This window comes from uncultured Jatrophihabitans sp. (assembly GCF_964244045.1).
Taxonomy (GTDB): domain Bacteria; phylum Actinomycetota; class Actinomycetes; order Mycobacteriales; family Jatrophihabitantaceae; genus Jatrophihabitans.
The window spans coordinates 93,806-109,791 of sequence record NZ_CAXTHK010000005.1 but is presented as its reverse complement, the minus strand read 5'-3'; the positions used below and the strand labels follow the sequence as shown (position 1 = coordinate 109,791).

The following is a 15,986-nucleotide window of genomic DNA, read 5'->3' as shown; positions in this document are numbered from 1 at the left end:
GAAGCGTGCCTGACCCGTCCACGTACCGCCCGGCTCCCGGCACGATCCCGCTCGAACCCGGCGTCTACAAGTTTCGCGACGAGCGCGGCCAGGTCATCTACGTCGGCAAGGCCAAGAGCCTGCGGCAGCGGCTGAATTCCTACTTCGCCGACGTCGCCGGCCTGCATCAACGCACCAGGCAGATGGTCACGACTGCGGCCAGCGTCGAGTGGACGGTCGTACGCACCGAGGTCGAGGCTCTGCAACTCGAGTACACCTGGATAAAGCAGTTCGACCCGCGCTTCAACGTCCGCTACCGCGACGACAAGAGCTACCCGTCGCTTGCCGTCACGTTGTACGAGGACTACCCGCGCCTGCAGGTGATGCGCGGTCCCAAGCGCAAGGGTGTGCGGTACTTCGGTCCGTACTCGCACGCCTGGGCCATCCGCGAGACGCTTGACCTGCTGCTGCGGGTCTTCCCGGCCCGCACCTGCTCGGCGGGCGTGTTCAAGCGCGCGGGGCAGGTCGGCCGGCCCTGCCTGCTCGGCTATATCGGCAAGTGCAGCGCGCCGTGCGTCGGCCGTGTCAGCGCCGAGGAGCACCGCGGGATCGTGGAGGACTTCTGCGACTTCATGGCCGGGCGCACCGACACCATGATGAAGCGCCTCGAGAAGGAGATGCAGCGGGCCAGCGAGAGCCTCGAGTTCGAGCAGGCCGCCCGTCTGCGCGATGACCTCGGGGCACTGCAACGGGCGCTGGAGAAGCAGGCCGTCGTGTTCGGCGACGGCACCGATGCCGACGTCGTGGCCTTCGCCGAGGACGAGCTCGAGGCGGCGGTGCAGGTCTTCCACGTCCGTGGCGGCCGCATTCGCGGCCAGCGTGGTTGGGTCGTCGACAAGCTGGAAGAGATGACGACCGGCGATCTCGTCGAGCAGTTCGTGACGCAGTATTACGGGATCTTTACTGAGGACCTAGCTGACGGTTCGGAGATCCCAAGAGAGATCTTGGTTCCCGAGATCCCCGACGACAACGGCGCGCTCAGCGAATGGCTCAGCGAACGGCGCGGTTCGCGGGTGTCGCTGCGGGTGCCGCAGCGCGGTGACAAGCGGGCGCTGGCTGAGACCGTGCGGCGCAACGCCATGCAGTCGCTGAACCAGCACAAACTCAAACGGGCGTCCGACCTCACCGCGCGTTCGCGGGCTTTGGGCGAGCTGCAAGAGACCCTGGAGTTGTCGACGTCGCCGCTGCGCATCGAATGCTTCGACATCAGCCATGTGCAGGGCACGAACGTCGTGGCCTCGATGGTGGTCTTCGAGGACGGGCTGGCTCGCAAGAGCGAGTACCGACGCTTCGCGCTGCGCGACACGAGTGAGGGCACCGGCGACGTGCAGTGGATCGCCGAGGTCGTCCGTCGCCGGTTTGCCCGCTACCTGGACGAGCAGGTGCAGGACGGACCGGTGGAGGACGTCACCGACAACGTCGGGGACGGCGTCGACCGCGGGGTGGCGCCGGGCATCGACCCGACGACGGGCCGCCCGCGCAAGTTCGCCTACGCGCCCAACCTGCTGGTGGTCGACGGTGGCGCCCCACAGGTCGCGGCGGCCCAGAGCGTGCTCGACGACCTCGGCATCGACGACGTGTCGCTGGTGGGGTTGGCCAAGCGCCTGGAAGAGGTCTGGCTGCCTGGTCAGCCCTACCCGGCGATCCTGCCGCGCACATCTGAGGGGTTGTACCTGCTCCAGCGGGTCCGCGACGAGGCGCACCGGTTCGCCATCACCTACCACCGCCAGAAGCGCTCGAAGGCCATGACGACGTCCGCACTGGACGACGTGCCCGGGCTCGGCGAGACCCGCCGCAAGGCGCTGCTGACCCGCTTCGGTTCACTGAAGCGGTTGCGCGCGGCGTCGGTCGAGGACATCGTGGCGGTGCCCGGCATCGGTGAACGCACCGCTCAGGCCATCGTCGCCGCGTTGGCGCCGGCCGGCGACGAGGCACCCGCCCTCAACGTGACCACCGGAGAGGTCTTATGAGTGAGGCGATCGAGCCGACCGGCGAGGTCGGCGCGCTCGAGACGGTGATCATCACGGGGCTTTCGGGGGCGGGGCGCAGCACGGCGGCCAAGTGTTTCGAGGACCTCGGTTTCTTCGTCGTCGACAACCTGCCGCCGGAGCTGATTGGCACGCTGGTCGACCTCGGTAGCCGCAGCCAGGGCGCAGTCACCAGACTGGCGGTCGTCATGGACGTCCGCAGCCGCGCGTTCTCGAAGGACCTGCGCAGCGTCATCCGCGACCTCGCCGACCGGCGGATGCGTCCGCGGGTGTTGTTCCTCGAGGCCCAGGACGACGTGCTCGTGCGCCGTTTCGAGAACAACCGGCGTGAACATCCGCTGCAGGCCGGTGGCCGGTTGGTCGACGGCATCTCGGCCGAGCGCCGCCTGCTCTCGCCGCTGCGCGAGGAGGCCGACCTCGTCCTCGACACGAGCGAGCGTTCGGTGCACGACCTGCGGCGCTCGATCGAATCCGCGTTCACCGAGCTGGGGGCGAAGGGGCGTCCGGCGCTGCGGGCCACGGTGCTGAGCTTCGGCTACAAGTACGGGCTGCCCGTCGACGCCGATCTCGTCGTCGACGTGCGCTTCCTGCCGAACCCGCACTGGATCCCTGAGTTGCGACCGCTCACCGGCCGGGACCCCGAGATCCGCGACTACGTACTCAGCCAAGAGGGTGCGCTGGAGTTCCTGGACCGCTACACCGACATCCTGCGCATCATCGGCGCCGGCTACAGCCGCGAAAACAAGCGGTACCTGACGCTCGCGGTGGGCTGCACCGGCGGCAAGCACCGCTCGGTCGCCATCTCCGGCGAGCTGGCCACGCGGTTGCGGGCGATGGGCGTTCAGACGACGGTGGTGCACCGGGACCTCGGTCGTGAGTAAGGGCGGGCGCGCGGTCAAGGCGGTGGCGCTGGGCGGTGGGCATGGGCTGCACGCGGTGCTGTGCGCGCTCCGGCTGATCAGCGACGATCTCACCGCGATTGTCACCGTCGCCGACGACGGCGGGTCGTCCGGGCGCATCCGGCGCGAACTCAAGGTGCTGCCACCGGGCGACCTGCGGATGGCACTGGCAGCCCTGGCCGGCGACGACCCCGCGCACACCGCCTGGGCCGAGCTGCTGCAGCACCGCATCGGCGGCACCGGCGTGCTCGCCGGGCATCCGGTCGGAAATCTCATGCTCACCGGCCTGCTCGAACGTCATGACGATCCGGTGCAGGCGCTTGCCGCGCTGGGTGAGCTGGTCGGTGCGGTGGGTCGTGTGCTGCCCATGAGCCCGGTGCCGCTCGACCTCGTCGGCGAGGCCGATCGATTCGACCCGGACGATCCCACCCGCACGCGCCAGATCCGCGGGCAGGTGTCCATCGCCAGCACGCCGGGACGGGTGGTGTCGGTGCGGCTGCTGCCGCCGGGCGCGCCGGCGTGCGCCGATGCGGTGGATGCCGTCCGCGAGGCTGACGTCGTGGTGCTGGGCCCCGGGTCCTGGTTCACCAGCGTCATCCCGCATCTGCTGTTACGAGAGCTCGGCAAGGCGCTCGCCGGAACCGCGGCGCGAGTGGTCGTGGTGCTCAACCTCGTCCCGCAGGCCGGGGAGACCGACGACTACGCCCCGCACGAGCTACTGGACCTGCTGCAGACCCACGCCGAGCCGTTCGGCGGCCTGCCCATCGACACGGTGCTCGCCGACGCCGGCTCCGTGCTCGACCCGGACGGACTTCGCCGCTGCACGCGCGCACTGGGTGCGCGTCTCGTAGTGTCTACACTCGCCGCCGATGACAGCGTTGAGCGACACGATCCGGTCCGACTGAGTGAGGCGATCAGCAGCGTGATCGAGGAACCGATCACCGGCGAGCCGGACGGAGAGGCGAGCGCATGGCGATGACGGCAGCGGTCAAGGACGAGCTGAGTCGAGTTCCCGTGACCCGCATGTCCGCCCGCAAGGCCGAGCTGGCAACGATGCTGCGCTTCGCCGGAGCCCTGCACCTCGTCGGCGGCCACATCGTCATCGAAGCCGAACTCGACACCGGGTCGGTGGCCCGACGGTTGCGCAAGGAGATCGCCGACATCTTCGGCCACGGGTCCGAGGTGCAGATCGTGGCCAGCGGCGGCCTGCGCAAGAGCAGCCGCTACCTGGTGCGCGTCACCAAGGACGGGGAACGACTGGCCCGGCAGGCGGGCCTCGTCGACCTGCGCGGCCGCCCGGTGAAGGGCCTGCCCCATCATGTTGTCGCCGGTGGCATGGCCGACGCCGAAGCGGCCTGGCGCGGTGCGTTCCTGGCCCATGGCTCGCTCACCGAACCCGGCCGCGCGTGCGCCCTGGAAATCTCCTGTCCGTCGCCGGAGGCCGCGCTGGCCCTCGTCGGTGTTGGGCGACGGCTGGGTGTCTCGGCCAAGGCACGCGAGGTCCGCGGCGGCGATCGGGTCCTCGTGCGCGACGGCGACGCGATCGGTGCCCTGCTCACCCGCCTCGGCGCGCACGAGTCGGTGATCAACTGGGAAGAACGCCGGATGCGGCGCGAGGTCCGGGCTACCGCCAACCGACTCGCGAACTTCGACGACGCTAATCTGCGCCGTTCGGCCCGCGCCGCGGTGGCGGCCAGTGCCCGGGTCAGCCGTGCCCTGGAGATCCTGGCCGACGACGCCCCGGAGCACCTGCTGCAGGCCGGCCGGCTGCGCCTCGAGCACGGCCAGGCCTCTCTCGAGGAACTCGGTGCGCTGTCCGACCCGGTGATGACCAAGGACGCCGTGGCGGGGCGCATCCGCCGGCTGCTGGCCATGGCCGACAAGCGCGCCTCGGACCTCGGCATCCCTGACACCGAGTCGGCGGTCACGCCCGAGATGCTCGCCCCGTAACCACCCGCCGCCCACCCCGTAACCACCCGCCGCCCCACCACCCGCCAGCCGCCCTCGGGTGATCAACTGCGGATTTCGGTGCTTGAACGACGAGAATGCGCAGTTGATCACCTAGAGAGGCCGGGGGCCGAGGAAGGACGGGGCCGAGGAAGGACGGGGCCGAGGAAGGACGGGGAGCGGACGGACGAAGACGCATCGGCGTGCAGGACCGCACCTCGGCCGCACTCTGGGCCCGCGAGCATCTGCCGGACACCCGATAGGGTCGGGGCCGAAGACCGCAGACCCGTCCCGAGGAGCAGCGCAGTGACCGTACGAGTCGGCATCAACGGATTCGGCCGCATCGGCCGCAACTTCTTTCGCGCGGTCGCCGCGTCGGGGGCCGACGTCGAGATCGTCGGCGTGAACGACCTCACCGACAACGCGACGCTCGCCCACCTGCTCAAGTACGACTCGATCCTGGGCCGCTTCCCGGGCGAGGTGACCTACACCGAGGACGAGATCGCGGTCGATGGGAAAGCGTTCAAGGCCTACGCGCTACGAGACCCGAAAGAACTTCCGTGGGGTGACATCGGCGCCGACATCGTCATCGAGTCCACCGGTATCTTCACCGACGCGACGAAGGCCAAGGTGCACGTCGAGGGCGGCGCCAAGAAGGTCATAATCTCGGCCCCGGCCAGCAACGAGGACGTCACGATCGTCATGGGCGTCAACGACAAGGCCTACGACGCCGCGAAGCACACCGTCATCTCGAACGCGTCCTGCACCACCAACTGCCTGGCGCCGCTGGCGAAGGTGCTGAACGACGAGTGGGGCATCGAGCACGGTCTGATGACCACGATCCACGCCTACACCCAGGACCAGAACCTGCAGGACGGTCCGCACAAGGACCTGCGCCGAGCGCGCGCGGCCGCGCTCAACATCGTCCCGGCCTCCAGCGGCGCGGCCAAGGCCCTTGGGCTGGTGCTGCCGGAGCTCAACGGGAAGCTGACCGGGGCCGCTCTGCGCGTCCCCATTCCGACCGGCTCGGCCACCGACCTCACGGTCACGCTGTCGCGCGAGGCCGGCGTCGAGGAGATCAAGGCCGCCTACCAGGCAGCGGCGGATGGCCCGCTGAAGGGGTACCTGAAGTACAGCGAGGACCCCATCGTCAGCAGCGACATCGTCACCGACCCGGCCTCGTGCATCTTCGATGCACCGCTGACGCTCGTCACGGGCAACCTGGTCAAGGTCATCGGCTGGTACGACAACGAATGGGGTTACTCGAACCGCCTCGTCGACCTCACCGCCCTCGTCGGGGCCTCGCTGTAGATGAGCGACGCTTGCGCAGCGAACCGGAGGTGCAGAAGGGCTCTGCCGGTCGGCCGGAACGAAGTGAGGGTCGGACGATGATGCGAACGCTCGACGACCTGCTCGACGTCGGCGTCGCCGGCCGCCGCATCCTCGTCCGATCCGACCTCAACGTACCGCTGGGTACGGGGGAGCACGGCGCGCGGGCGGTGGCGGACGATGGCCGCATCCGCGCCTCGCTGCCGGTGCTCGAGAAGCTGCTCGACCACGGTGCACGGGTGCTCGTCACCGCCCACCTGGGCCGTCCGAAGGGTGCGCCCGACCCGCAGTACTCGCTGGCGCCTGTCGCCGACCGGTTGGCCCAGCTGCTCGGCCGGCCGGTCGAGTTCGCGCTCGACACCGTCGGCGAAAGCGCCCGACTACTCGCCGACGGACTCGAGGACGGCCAGCTGCTGCTGCTCGAGAACGTCCGCTTCAACGCGGGGGAGACGGCCAAGGACGACGCGCAGCGCTTCGACTTCGCTCGCCAGCTCGCGGCCCTGACCGGCGGCGAGGACGGCGGCGGCGCGTTCGTCGAGGACGCGTTCGGGGCGGTGCACCGCAAGCACGCTTCCGTGTTCGACGTGGCCACGCTGCTCCCGCACTACTGCGGCGACCTGGTACGCGACGAGCTGCAGGTATTGAGCACGCTGACCGGTCACCCGGCGCGGCCGTACGTCGTCGTGCTCGGCGGGTCGAAGGTCAGCGACAAGCTGGCCGTCATCGAGTCGCTGCTGCCCAAGGTTGACCGGCTGCTGGTCGGCGGTGGCATGTGCTTCACGTTCCTCGCCGCCCAGGGGCACGGCGTGGGTGACTCGTTGCTTGAACGCGACCAGGTCGACACCTGCCGCACGCTGCTCGAAAGCGCCGGCGAGAAAATCGTGCTGCCCACCGACATCGTGGTGTCCGACGACATCGCCAACGACGCCGTGACGGAGGTCGTAGCCGCCGACGCGATCCCCGCCGGCCGCAAGGGCCTCGACATCGGCCCGCAGTCGGTGGCGGAGTTCGGCGCCGCTCTCGACGGCGCGCAGACGGTGTTCTGGAACGGGCCCATGGGCGTGTTCGAAGTAGCCCCGTTCGCGGCCGGCACCAAGGGCGTCGCCGAGGCCGTGGCCGCTACGCCGGGACTGTCGGTCGTGGGTGGCGGCGACTCCGCAGCCGCCGTGCGCGCGCTCGGCCTCGACGAGACCGGCTTCGGTCACATCTCGACGGGCGGCGGCGCGTCGCTGGAATTCCTCGAGGGCAAGGAACTACCGGGTGTCACCGTTCTGGAAGCGCACTGACGTGGCGAAGTCCGACGGGCCGGCGCAGGCGCGGCCTGCAGGCCGGTTGCCACTGATCGCCGGCAACTGGAAGATGAACTGCAACCACCTCGAAGCGATCGCGCTCGTCCAGAAGCTGATCTTCAGTCTCACCGAGGAGCAGACGCGTCGGGTCGAGGTCGCGGTGCTGCCGCCGTTCGTCGACATCCGCAGCGTCCAGACGCTGATCGACGGCGACCGGGTGCCGATCAAGTTCGGCGCCCAGGACCTCTCGCCACACGACTCCGGCGCCTATACCGGCGACGTCAGCGGGCCGATGCTGGCCAAGCTCGGTTGCTCGTACGTGGTCATCGGCCACTCCGAACGTCGCCAGCACCACGGCGAGGAGGACGCGCTCGTGAACAGCAAGGTGGTGGCGGCGTACCGCAACGCGGTGACCCCCATCCTCTGCGTCGGCGAGACGCTCGAGGTGCGCCAGGCTGACGACCACGTCCAGCACGTCACCGCCCAGCTCACCGCCGCGCTGGACGGGATCACCGCCGAGCAGGCCGAGACCCTCGTCGTTGCTTACGAACCGATCTGGGCCATCGGCACCGGCGAGGTGGCCACCCCGGACGACGCTCAAGAGGTCTGCGCCGCCCTGCGCGGCACGCTCGCCGAGCTGTACTCGCCCGTTCTCGCCGACGCCGTCCGGGTGCTCTACGGCGGCTCCGTGAAGGCCGGCAATGCCGCCGAGCTGCTGGCCCGCCCCGACGTCGACGGCGCGCTGGTGGGCGGTGCCAGCCTCGACGCCGAGGACTTCTCCCGCATCTGCATCGCTGCGGGTGAGCCTGCCCCGGCGGGTTGACGTGCTGGGGTACGCACGCCTGCAGACGAACAACCTGTGTCCGGCTGGTCAAAGCGGCCAGTGCGGCAGGTAACCTGATGCCGCAGCTCATTCGTCGCGCTGCACGTCATACCCGCTCGCCCGTCATTCAGTGCTCTTGAGTAAAGGCCGTACCCGATGATTTTGACCTTGTCCATCGTGCTCACCGTCGCAAGTCTGATGTTGATCGTGCTGGTCCTGCTGCACCGCGGCAAGGGTGGCGGACTGTCGTCGATGCTCGGTGGTTCGTTCTACTCCAGCCTGTCCGGCTCGTCCGTCGTCGAGCGCAACCTGGACCGCCTCACGATCATCGCCGGTGCCGTGTGGGCTATTTCCATCATCGGTCTCGGCCTGCTCTACAAGAATCAAGCCTGACCCGCGCCCCGGTTACGGGCGCGCAAAATGTACAGCGAGAGGTGACGTACGTGGCTGGTGGCAGTGCCATCCGTGGCAGTCGAGTTGGTGCCGGGCCGATGGGGGAGAACGAGCGCGGTGAGTCCGCTCCCCGTCAGCTGGTGTCGTTCTTCTGCGCGAACGGTCACGAGGTGCGCCCCGCGTTCGCCGTCGACGCCGCGCTGCCCGACACGTGGGACTGCCCGCGCTGCGGTTACCCCGCCGGCCGGCAGTCCGACGCCCCGCCCAAGGCGCCCCGCAACGAGCCGTACAAGACCCACCTGGCCTACGTGAAGGAACGGCGCAGCGACGAGGACGGTGCGGCCATCCTCGAAGAGGCCCTGGCGCGTTTGCGCGCCCGTCGCGGCGAGAACTAGCCCGGCAACAGCCAGCTGGGCAGCAACTAGCTGGGCAACTTCGCCGCGGCGGCGGTGTCCAGCAACCACAGCGTGCGCTCGGTGCCGCGCGGGCCGGCCGACGGAACCTCTTCGCGCGGTGCGCCGCCGAGGGCTCGCGCCACCGCGTCGGCCTTCCCGTCGCCCGAGGCGATGAACCAGATCTCGCGCGCCGCGTCGAGGGCCGGGAAGGTCAGAGACAGCCGGTTCGGCGGCGGCTTGGGGGAGTCGCGCACTCCGATCACCGCCGCGTCGAGTACTCGCGTGCCGGGGTGGCCGGGAAACAATGACGCGCAGTGCCCGTCAGGACCGAGGCCGAGCAACACGACGTCGAAGGCGGGCACGCTCACGTCGTTGCCGTCGGACGCCAACGCGGCAAGTTCGGTGGCGTAGGAGTCCGCTGCCGCGTCGAGGTCGTCGCCGAAGCTGGCGTCGGCCGCCGGCATCGGGTGCAGGTGGCCGGCCTCGACGGGCAGGTGATCGAATGCCTTGGCCATCGCCGGCCGGTCATTGCGGTCGTCGTCGCCGGCCGGCACGTAGCGTTCGTCACCCCACCAGACATGCACCCGCGACCAGTCCACGGGCGCGGCATCGGTGGCGGCGGGCAGCCCGGCCAGGACGGCCTCGAGGATCGACCCGCCGGTGATCACAAGGTGGGCGTACTCGCGTTCAGCAAGCGCAAGACCAAGGGTTGCCACGGTTCGTTCGGCGGTGCGCTGGGCCAACGCGTCGGCATCGGGGTGCAGCACGACCTCGGGCTTGTTCGCCGGTGCGCTCACGAGGCACCGGCCTTGCGGGAACGCGACGGACGGTCGACGACTTCGCCGGTGGCCGGGTCGTACCAGATGTGCTTGCGGTGCGGTGAGCGCTCCTCGATGCCGTCGACGCCGGTGACCGTGGACAGCGCCTCGGCGTAGACGTGATCGTGGTCGAGGCGCTTGAGCTCCTCGGCCAGCAGGTCGCCGAGGGGCCGCTCGCCGAAGGGCATGAACGAGTCCTGCTGACCGTCTCGGCGCAGCACCAGGCTGGCGCCCTCGAGGGTGGCCCGGGTGGTGCGGTCGTCGTCGAAGTGAATGTCGACGCCGCTCACCGGCTCGTCGTCGACACCGTCGATGTCGACGTGCAGCTCCAGGCGGGCGGTCAACCAGCCGGCCAGCAACCGCGCCGAGGGCTCGTTGATGCCGCCGTGCACCACCACGCCCTTTGGCGCCGCGTGCGCACCGTCGAAGGCCGAGGCCAGCGCGGCACGCCACGGGGTGAGCCGCGTCCACGCGAGATCGGTGTCACCGGGCGCAAAGTCGTCGGCGCGCTGCTGCAGGGCCACGCTGGGGTCGGCCGAGCGCAGGATGTCGGTGATGCGCCGTTCGGCGAACACTCCGAGCGGATCGTAGGCGATCTTCTCCGGCGCCTCGCCGTACCACCACGTGACGACGGGGGCGTCGGGCGCGAGCAGCGGCAGGGTCACCGACTCGGCGTGCAAGGCCAGGCGCCCGTACATGCGCAGCACCACGGCCTCACCCGGACCGAGCCGGCCGCCCATCGTGACCTCGGCGTCCAGGCGCGGCACCGGCGCGTCGATCTGGCGACGGATCACCATCAGCATGCGCATCGGGTGCCGGCTGGCGGCCAGCGACGCAGCCTCCTCGGCCGCCTCCACGTCCTTGTGGTCGACGACGATGACAAGCGTCAGCGCAATGCCGCTGGTGACCGCGCCACCCGTGCGCCGTTCCGCGGCCAGCGCGCGCACGACGGCTCCGCCGGTCGTGTCCCAGAGCGTGGTCATGGCTCAGCCCTCGCTACGCTCGGCGTGGCAAAGCACGCTATGTCCATGGTTCGCCCGCGAGCTTCGCTCACGGCCGCCTCCACTGCCGGCCGTCGCTGGCCAGCATCTCGTCGGACTCCTTCGGACCCCACTCGCCGGCGCGATAGAGGTAGGGCTCCTGGCCGTCCCAGAACTTCTCGAGCGGGTCGATGACCCGCCAGGAGGCCTCGACCTCCTCGCTGCGCGGGAACAGCGTCGCGTCGCCTACCAGGACGTCGAGGATGAGCCGCTCGTAGGCCTCGGGGGAGGACTCGGTGAACGCCTCCCCGTAGAGGAAGTCCATGGCAACATCGCGGACCTCCATGGCGCTGCCCGGAACCTTGGACCCGAACTTCAGCGTGACGCCCTCGTCGGGCTGCACCCGGATGACGAGCTGGTTGTGCCCAAGCTCCTGGGTGTCGGTCTTGCTGAATGGCAGGTGCGGCGCCTTCTTGAACATCACGCTGATCTCGGTGACCCGCTTGGGCAGTCGCTTGCCGGTACGCATGTAGAAGGGCACACCCGCCCAGCGCCGCGTCTCGATGCCGAGGCGGACCGCCGCGTACGTCTCGGTCTTGGAGTCCTCGGGTATGCCCTCCTCGGAGCGGAACGAGCACGCTCGCTCGCCGGCGAGCCACCCCTGGTCGTACTGCCCGCGCACTGCGTAGCGCTCGAGGTCGTCGGGCAGCGAGATTGCCCGCAACGCCTTCAGCTTCTCGATCCGGACGGCCTCCGGCGAGAACTCGACGGGCTCCTCCATCGCCGTGAGCGCGAGCAGTTGCAGCAGGTGGTTCTGCAGCACGTCGCGGGCGGCACCGGTGGCCTGGTAGAACGCTGCGCGTCCGCCGATGCCCACGTCCTCGGCCATGGTGATCTGCACCGAGTCGACGAAATTGCCGTTCCACACCGGCTCGAACAGCTGGTTGGCGAAGCGCAGCGCCAGCAGGTTCTGCACCGTCTCCTTACCGAGGTAGTGATCAATGCGGTAGACGTCGCGTGGCGGGAAGACATTGTCGACGAGCTTGTTGAGCTCGAGCGCGCTGGGCAGGTCGTGGCCGAACGGCTTCTCGACGACCACCCGCCGCCAGCCGCCAGCCTTCTTCGCATCCGACAGCCCGGTGCGCTGCATCTGCTTGAGCACGTCCGGGAACAGCGTCGGCGGGATGGACAGGTAGAACGCGGCGTTGCCCTCGATGCCGTGGCTCTGCTTGAGGTCGGCCATCGTCGACACCAGCTCGTCGATCGCGGCGTCGTCGTCGAACGAGCCCTCGACGAAGCGCGAGTTGCTGGCCAACCGCCGCCAGACCTCCTCGTTCCATACCGTGCGGGCATGGTCCTTGGCGCTCTTACGGGCCATCGCCTCGAAGGACCCGCCACCGGGCCAGTCCGCCCGGCTGAAGCCCACCAGCACGAAGTCGGTCGGCAGCAGTCCGCGGTTGGCGAGGTCGTAGATCGCAGCGATCAACTTCTTGCGTGAGAGGTCGCCACCGATACCGAAGATGACCAGGGCACAGGGCTCGGGCACCCGCGGCAGCCGGCGGTCGGCAGGATCGCGTAGCGGGTTGAGCCCGTCGGCACCGAAGTCGGCCATCAGCCCGCCGGTCGAGGCCGGCATGCTTGCCGGCTGTGTCGGGGTGATGCCCTGGTCGGTCTGAATGGACGGCACCTCCGACCCGGTCGTGCTCTCCGGAGTGGTCGTTCCCGACTCAGTCATGCAGCCTCGTTTCGAAGGTCGCGAGCAGGCCTACGGGTACCGGTCAGGTCACTTGTCCGACGCGGCGAGTTGACTCTTCACGCTGTCGGACAGCTGGGCGTAGGAGTCCTCGAACTTCTGCACGCCCTCGGACTCGAGGACCTCGATGACGTCGTCATAACCGATGCCGAGTGCGGCGAGGTCGTCGATGACCTTGCGCGCCTCGTCATAGGTACCGGCGATCGTGTTGCCCGTGATCTTGCCGTGGTCGGCGACCGCGTCGAGCGTGGCCTCGGGCATCGTGTTGACCGTGTCCGGGGCTACCAGGTCGACGACGTACATCGTGTCGTCGTAGGCTGGGTCCTTGACGCCGGTCGAGGCCCAGAGCGGGCGCTGCACGGTGGCGCCTGCGTCGGCCAGGGCCTTCCACCGATCGGAGGCGATGACCTTCTCGTAGCGCTCGTAGGCCAGCCGGGCGTTGGCGATCGCGGCCTTGCCCTTGAGCGCCTTCGCCTCGTCGGTGCCGATCTTGTCGAGCCGCTTGTCGATCTCGGAGTCGACGCGCGAGACGAAGAACGAGGCCACCGAGTAGATCTGGGACAGGTCGTGACCGTCCGCCTTGGCCTGCTCGAGGCCGTCGAGGTAGGCGTCCATCACCTTGTCGTAGCGGTCCAGGCCGAAGATCAGCGTGACGTTGACGCTGATGCCGGCCGCGATCGTCTTGGTGATGGAGGGCAGGCCCTCCTGCGTCGCCGGGATCTTGATGAGCGCGTTGGGTCGGTCGACCAACCACCAGAGTGCTTTGGCCTCGGCGGTCGTGCGGTCGCTGTCGTGGGCGAGACGGGGGTCGACCTCGATCGACACCCGGCCGTCGGCGCCGCCGCTGGCCTCGTACACCGGCTTGAGGACGTCGCACGCCCAGCGGATGTCGAAGGCCATGAAGTAGCGGATGGCCTCGTCGGTGTCGGTCTTGCGCAGGGCGAGATCGCGGGCCTGCTCGTCGTAGGCCTCGCCCTTCTCCAGCGCCTTCTGGAAGATCGTGGGGTTGCTGGTCACGCCGACGACATGCTTGTCATTGACGAGGTCCTGCAGGTTGCCGGTGCGCAAACGCTCGCGGCTGATGTCATCGAGCCAGATGGAAACTCCGGCGTCGGACAGTTGGGCCAGTGCGTTAGTCATGAGAACTCCTGTCAGTTGTCTGTGGTGGTGCCGCCGACGGCACCGGCGCGGGTGAGGCTGGCGTGCGCTGCGGCGACGATGCGGTCGGGCGTGAAGCCGAACTGCTCGTACAACACGTCGCCCTCGGCGCTGGCGCCGAAGTGTTCGATCGAGATCGACTCGCCGGCATCGCCGACGTGCTCGCGCCAGCCCTGTTTGACCGCGGCCTCGACGCTGACCCGGGCCTTGATCTCCGGCGGCAGGACCTCCTGCCGGTAGGACATCGGCTGCGCCTCGAACCACTCCATGCAGGGCATCGAGACCACCCGGGTGGGCGTGCCCTCGGCCTCGAGACGTTCGCGGGCAGTCAGGGCCAGCCCGACCTCGGAGCCGGTGGCGATGAGGATGACCGTCGCGCGACCCGTCGAGGCCTCCTCCAGGATGTACGCACCCTTGCCCGCGTCGGCGGTCTTAACCGGGTCCAGCACGGGCAGGTTCTGCCGCGAGAGCGCAAAGCCGACCGGCCCGTCGGTCTTCTCGAGCGTGGTACGCCAGCAGGCCGCCGTCTCATTGGCGTCGGCCGGGCGCACCATGTCGAAGCCCGGGATCGCCCGCAACGACGCCAAGTGCTCGATCGGCTGGTGGGTAGGGCCGTCGCCACCGAGCCCGATCGAGTCGTGCGTCCAAACGAAGATGGACGGCAGGTCCATCAGTGCCGCCAACCGGACGGGCGGGCGCATGTAGTCGCTGAACACCAGGAACGTCCCGCCGTAGACGCGGGTGCCGCCGTGCACGGTGATCCCGTTGATGATCGCGCCCATGGCGTGCTCGCGGATGCCGAAGTGCAGCGTGCGCCCGTAGGGACCGCCGCTCCAGGTTTTGGTCTGATGGACGGCCGGCAGGAAGCTGGGTTCGCCCTCCATCGTGGTCAGGTTGCTCTCGGCGAGGTCAGCCGAACCGCCCCACAGCTCGGGCAGCACCGAAGCGATCGCGCCCAGCACCTTGCCGGAGGCGGCGCGGGTGGAGACCGTGTTCGCCTTGCCGTCCTTCTCGGTCGGCCAGGTGGGCAGGGACTGCGCCCAGCCGTCGGGCAGGGTGCGGTTCTGCATCCGCTCGTGCAGTTCGAAGCCAGCCGGGTTGTCCTTCGCCCAGGCGTCGTAGGACTGCTGCCATTCGGCGTGCGCGGCGCGACCGCGGTCGATGACCTCGCGTGTGTGCGCCAGGACCTCGTCGGCGACGTCGAACGTGACCTTGGGGTCGAACCCGAGGATCTCCTTGGTCTTCTCGATCTCCTCGTCGCCCAGGGCACTGCCGTGCGCCTTGCCGGTGTTCTGCTTGGTCGGCGCGGGCCAGCCGATGATCGTGCGCACGACGATGAACGACGGCTTGTCGGTGACTGCCTTCGCTGCCTCGATGGCAGCCTCCAGGGCGACGATGTCCTCGCCGGAGTCGACATGGTGAACGTCCCACCCGTAGGACTCGTAGCGCGCGCCGACGTCCTCGCTGAACGCGACCGCGGTGTCGTCCTCGATGGAGATGTGGTTGTCGTCGTAGAACAAGATCAGATTGCCCAGCTGCTGGTGCCCGGCGAGGGACGAGGCCTCGCTGGACACGCCCTCCTCCATGCACCCGTCGCCGGCAATCACGAAGATGTGGTGGTCGAACGGCGACTCGCCCGGAGCTGCGTCCGGGTCGAACAGACCCCGCTCGCGGCGGGCCGCCATGGCCATGCCCACCCCGTTGGCTACGCCCTGGCCGAGCGGGCCGGTGGTGATCTCGACGCCGGCTGTGTGGTGATACTCGGGGTGCCCAGGAGTGCGGGACTCCCACGTGCGCAACTGCTTGAGATCCGACAGTTGCAATCCGTAGCCGGACAGGAACAGCTGGCAGTACTGCGTCAGTGACGAGTGCCCGTTCGACAGGATGAACCGGTCGCGCGCGACCCACTCCGGGTCAGTGGGGTCGAGGCGCATGACGCGCTGGTAGAGCAGGTAGGCCAGCGGCGCCAGACTCATTGCCGTTCCGGGGTGGCCGCTGCCGGCCTTCTGTACGGCGTCGGCGGCCAGTAGGCGAGCGGTGTCGACCGCCTTGGTGTCGAGTTCGGTCCACCAGTCGGGGTGCGTCGTGACGACGCCGTCGACGGGGTTGAGACCTGCGTTGTTGGCTGTGTCCGGCACGGACGATCAAGTCCTCTCTCGCATCGCTCATGTGTGG

General features: G+C 69.1%; 14 protein-coding genes. 9 read left to right on the top strand and 5 right to left on the bottom strand.

Annotation, left to right across the window (positions count from 1 at the left end):
* The first annotated feature begins 5 nt into the window (after positions 1–5).
* From uvrC to ACFFC4_RS06115, 9 genes are all read left to right on the top strand, one after another.
* Positions 6–2,009, top strand: a complete 2,004-nt coding sequence (gene uvrC / locus ACFFC4_RS06155; RefSeq protein WP_375498818.1) for an excinuclease ABC subunit UvrC — start codon at positions 6–8, stop codon at positions 2,007–2,009.
* On the top strand, positions 2,006–2,908 hold the full coding sequence (rapZ, locus tag ACFFC4_RS06150; protein ID WP_375498816.1) for an RNase adapter RapZ: 903 nt from the start codon (positions 2,006–2,008) through the stop codon (positions 2,906–2,908). The genes uvrC and rapZ overlap by 4 nt, the downstream gene beginning before the upstream one ends.
* Positions 2,901–3,905: a uridine diphosphate-N-acetylglucosamine-binding protein YvcK gene (gene yvcK / locus ACFFC4_RS06145; RefSeq protein WP_375498814.1), complete on the top strand. Its 1,005-nt coding sequence runs from the start codon at positions 2,901–2,903 to the stop codon at positions 3,903–3,905. Before rapZ ends, yvcK begins: the two co-directional genes overlap by 8 nt.
* Positions 3,896–4,876: a DNA-binding protein WhiA gene (gene whiA / locus ACFFC4_RS06140; protein WP_375498812.1), complete on the top strand. Its 981-nt coding sequence runs from the start codon at positions 3,896–3,898 to the stop codon at positions 4,874–4,876. Before yvcK ends, whiA begins: the two co-directional genes overlap by 10 nt.
* Positions 4,877–5,179: 303 nt before the next feature.
* Complete coding sequence (gap, locus tag ACFFC4_RS06135; RefSeq protein ID WP_375498810.1) at positions 5,180–6,184, top strand: type I glyceraldehyde-3-phosphate dehydrogenase; 1,005 nt, start codon at positions 5,180–5,182, stop codon at positions 6,182–6,184.
* An 80-nt stretch (positions 6,185–6,264) separates the two neighbouring features.
* Complete coding sequence (locus tag ACFFC4_RS06130; protein WP_375499026.1) at positions 6,265–7,488, top strand: phosphoglycerate kinase; 1,224 nt, start codon at positions 6,265–6,267, stop codon at positions 7,486–7,488.
* Between the two features lies 1 nt (position 7,489).
* On the top strand, positions 7,490–8,314 hold the full coding sequence (tpiA, locus tag ACFFC4_RS06125; RefSeq protein WP_375499024.1) for a triose-phosphate isomerase: 825 nt from the start codon (positions 7,490–7,492) through the stop codon (positions 8,312–8,314).
* 156 nt (positions 8,315–8,470) lie between these two features.
* Positions 8,471–8,707: a preprotein translocase subunit SecG gene (gene secG / locus ACFFC4_RS06120; RefSeq protein ID WP_375498808.1), complete on the top strand. Its 237-nt coding sequence runs from the start codon at positions 8,471–8,473 to the stop codon at positions 8,705–8,707.
* 50 nt (positions 8,708–8,757) lie between these two features.
* Positions 8,758–9,102 carry an RNA polymerase-binding protein RbpA gene (locus tag ACFFC4_RS06115; RefSeq protein WP_375498806.1) on the top strand — a complete coding sequence of 115 codons (345 nt, stop codon included), beginning with the start codon at positions 8,758–8,760 and terminating at the stop codon, positions 9,100–9,102.
* A gap of 26 nt (positions 9,103–9,128) precedes the next feature.
* On the opposite strand, the gene pgl is transcribed toward ACFFC4_RS06115, so the two are convergent.
* The 5 genes from pgl to tkt all read right to left on the bottom strand — a co-directional run bounded on the left by pgl (position 9,129) and on the right by tkt (position 15,949).
* Positions 9,129–9,899, bottom strand: a complete 771-nt coding sequence (gene pgl / locus ACFFC4_RS06110) for a 6-phosphogluconolactonase (protein WP_375498804.1) — start codon at positions 9,897–9,899, stop codon at positions 9,129–9,131.
* Positions 9,896–10,903: a glucose-6-phosphate dehydrogenase assembly protein OpcA gene (locus ACFFC4_RS06105; RefSeq protein WP_375498802.1), complete on the bottom strand. Its 1,008-nt coding sequence runs from the start codon at positions 10,901–10,903 to the stop codon at positions 9,896–9,898. The genes pgl and ACFFC4_RS06105 overlap by 4 nt, the downstream gene beginning before the upstream one ends.
* 67 nt (positions 10,904–10,970) lie before the next feature.
* Complete coding sequence (zwf, locus tag ACFFC4_RS06100; RefSeq protein WP_375499022.1) at positions 10,971–12,512, bottom strand: glucose-6-phosphate dehydrogenase; 1,542 nt, start codon at positions 12,510–12,512, stop codon at positions 10,971–10,973.
* Positions 12,513–12,683: 171 nt separating this feature from the next.
* Positions 12,684–13,793 carry a transaldolase gene (gene tal, locus ACFFC4_RS06095; RefSeq protein WP_375498800.1) on the bottom strand — a complete coding sequence of 370 codons (1,110 nt, stop codon included), beginning with the start codon at positions 13,791–13,793 and terminating at the stop codon, positions 12,684–12,686.
* Positions 13,794–13,804: 11 nt separating this feature from the next.
* Entirely contained in the window at positions 13,805–15,949 is a 2,145-nt protein-coding gene (gene tkt / locus ACFFC4_RS06090; protein ID WP_375498798.1) for a transketolase, read from the bottom strand.
* Positions 15,950–15,986 lie beyond the last annotated feature (37 nt).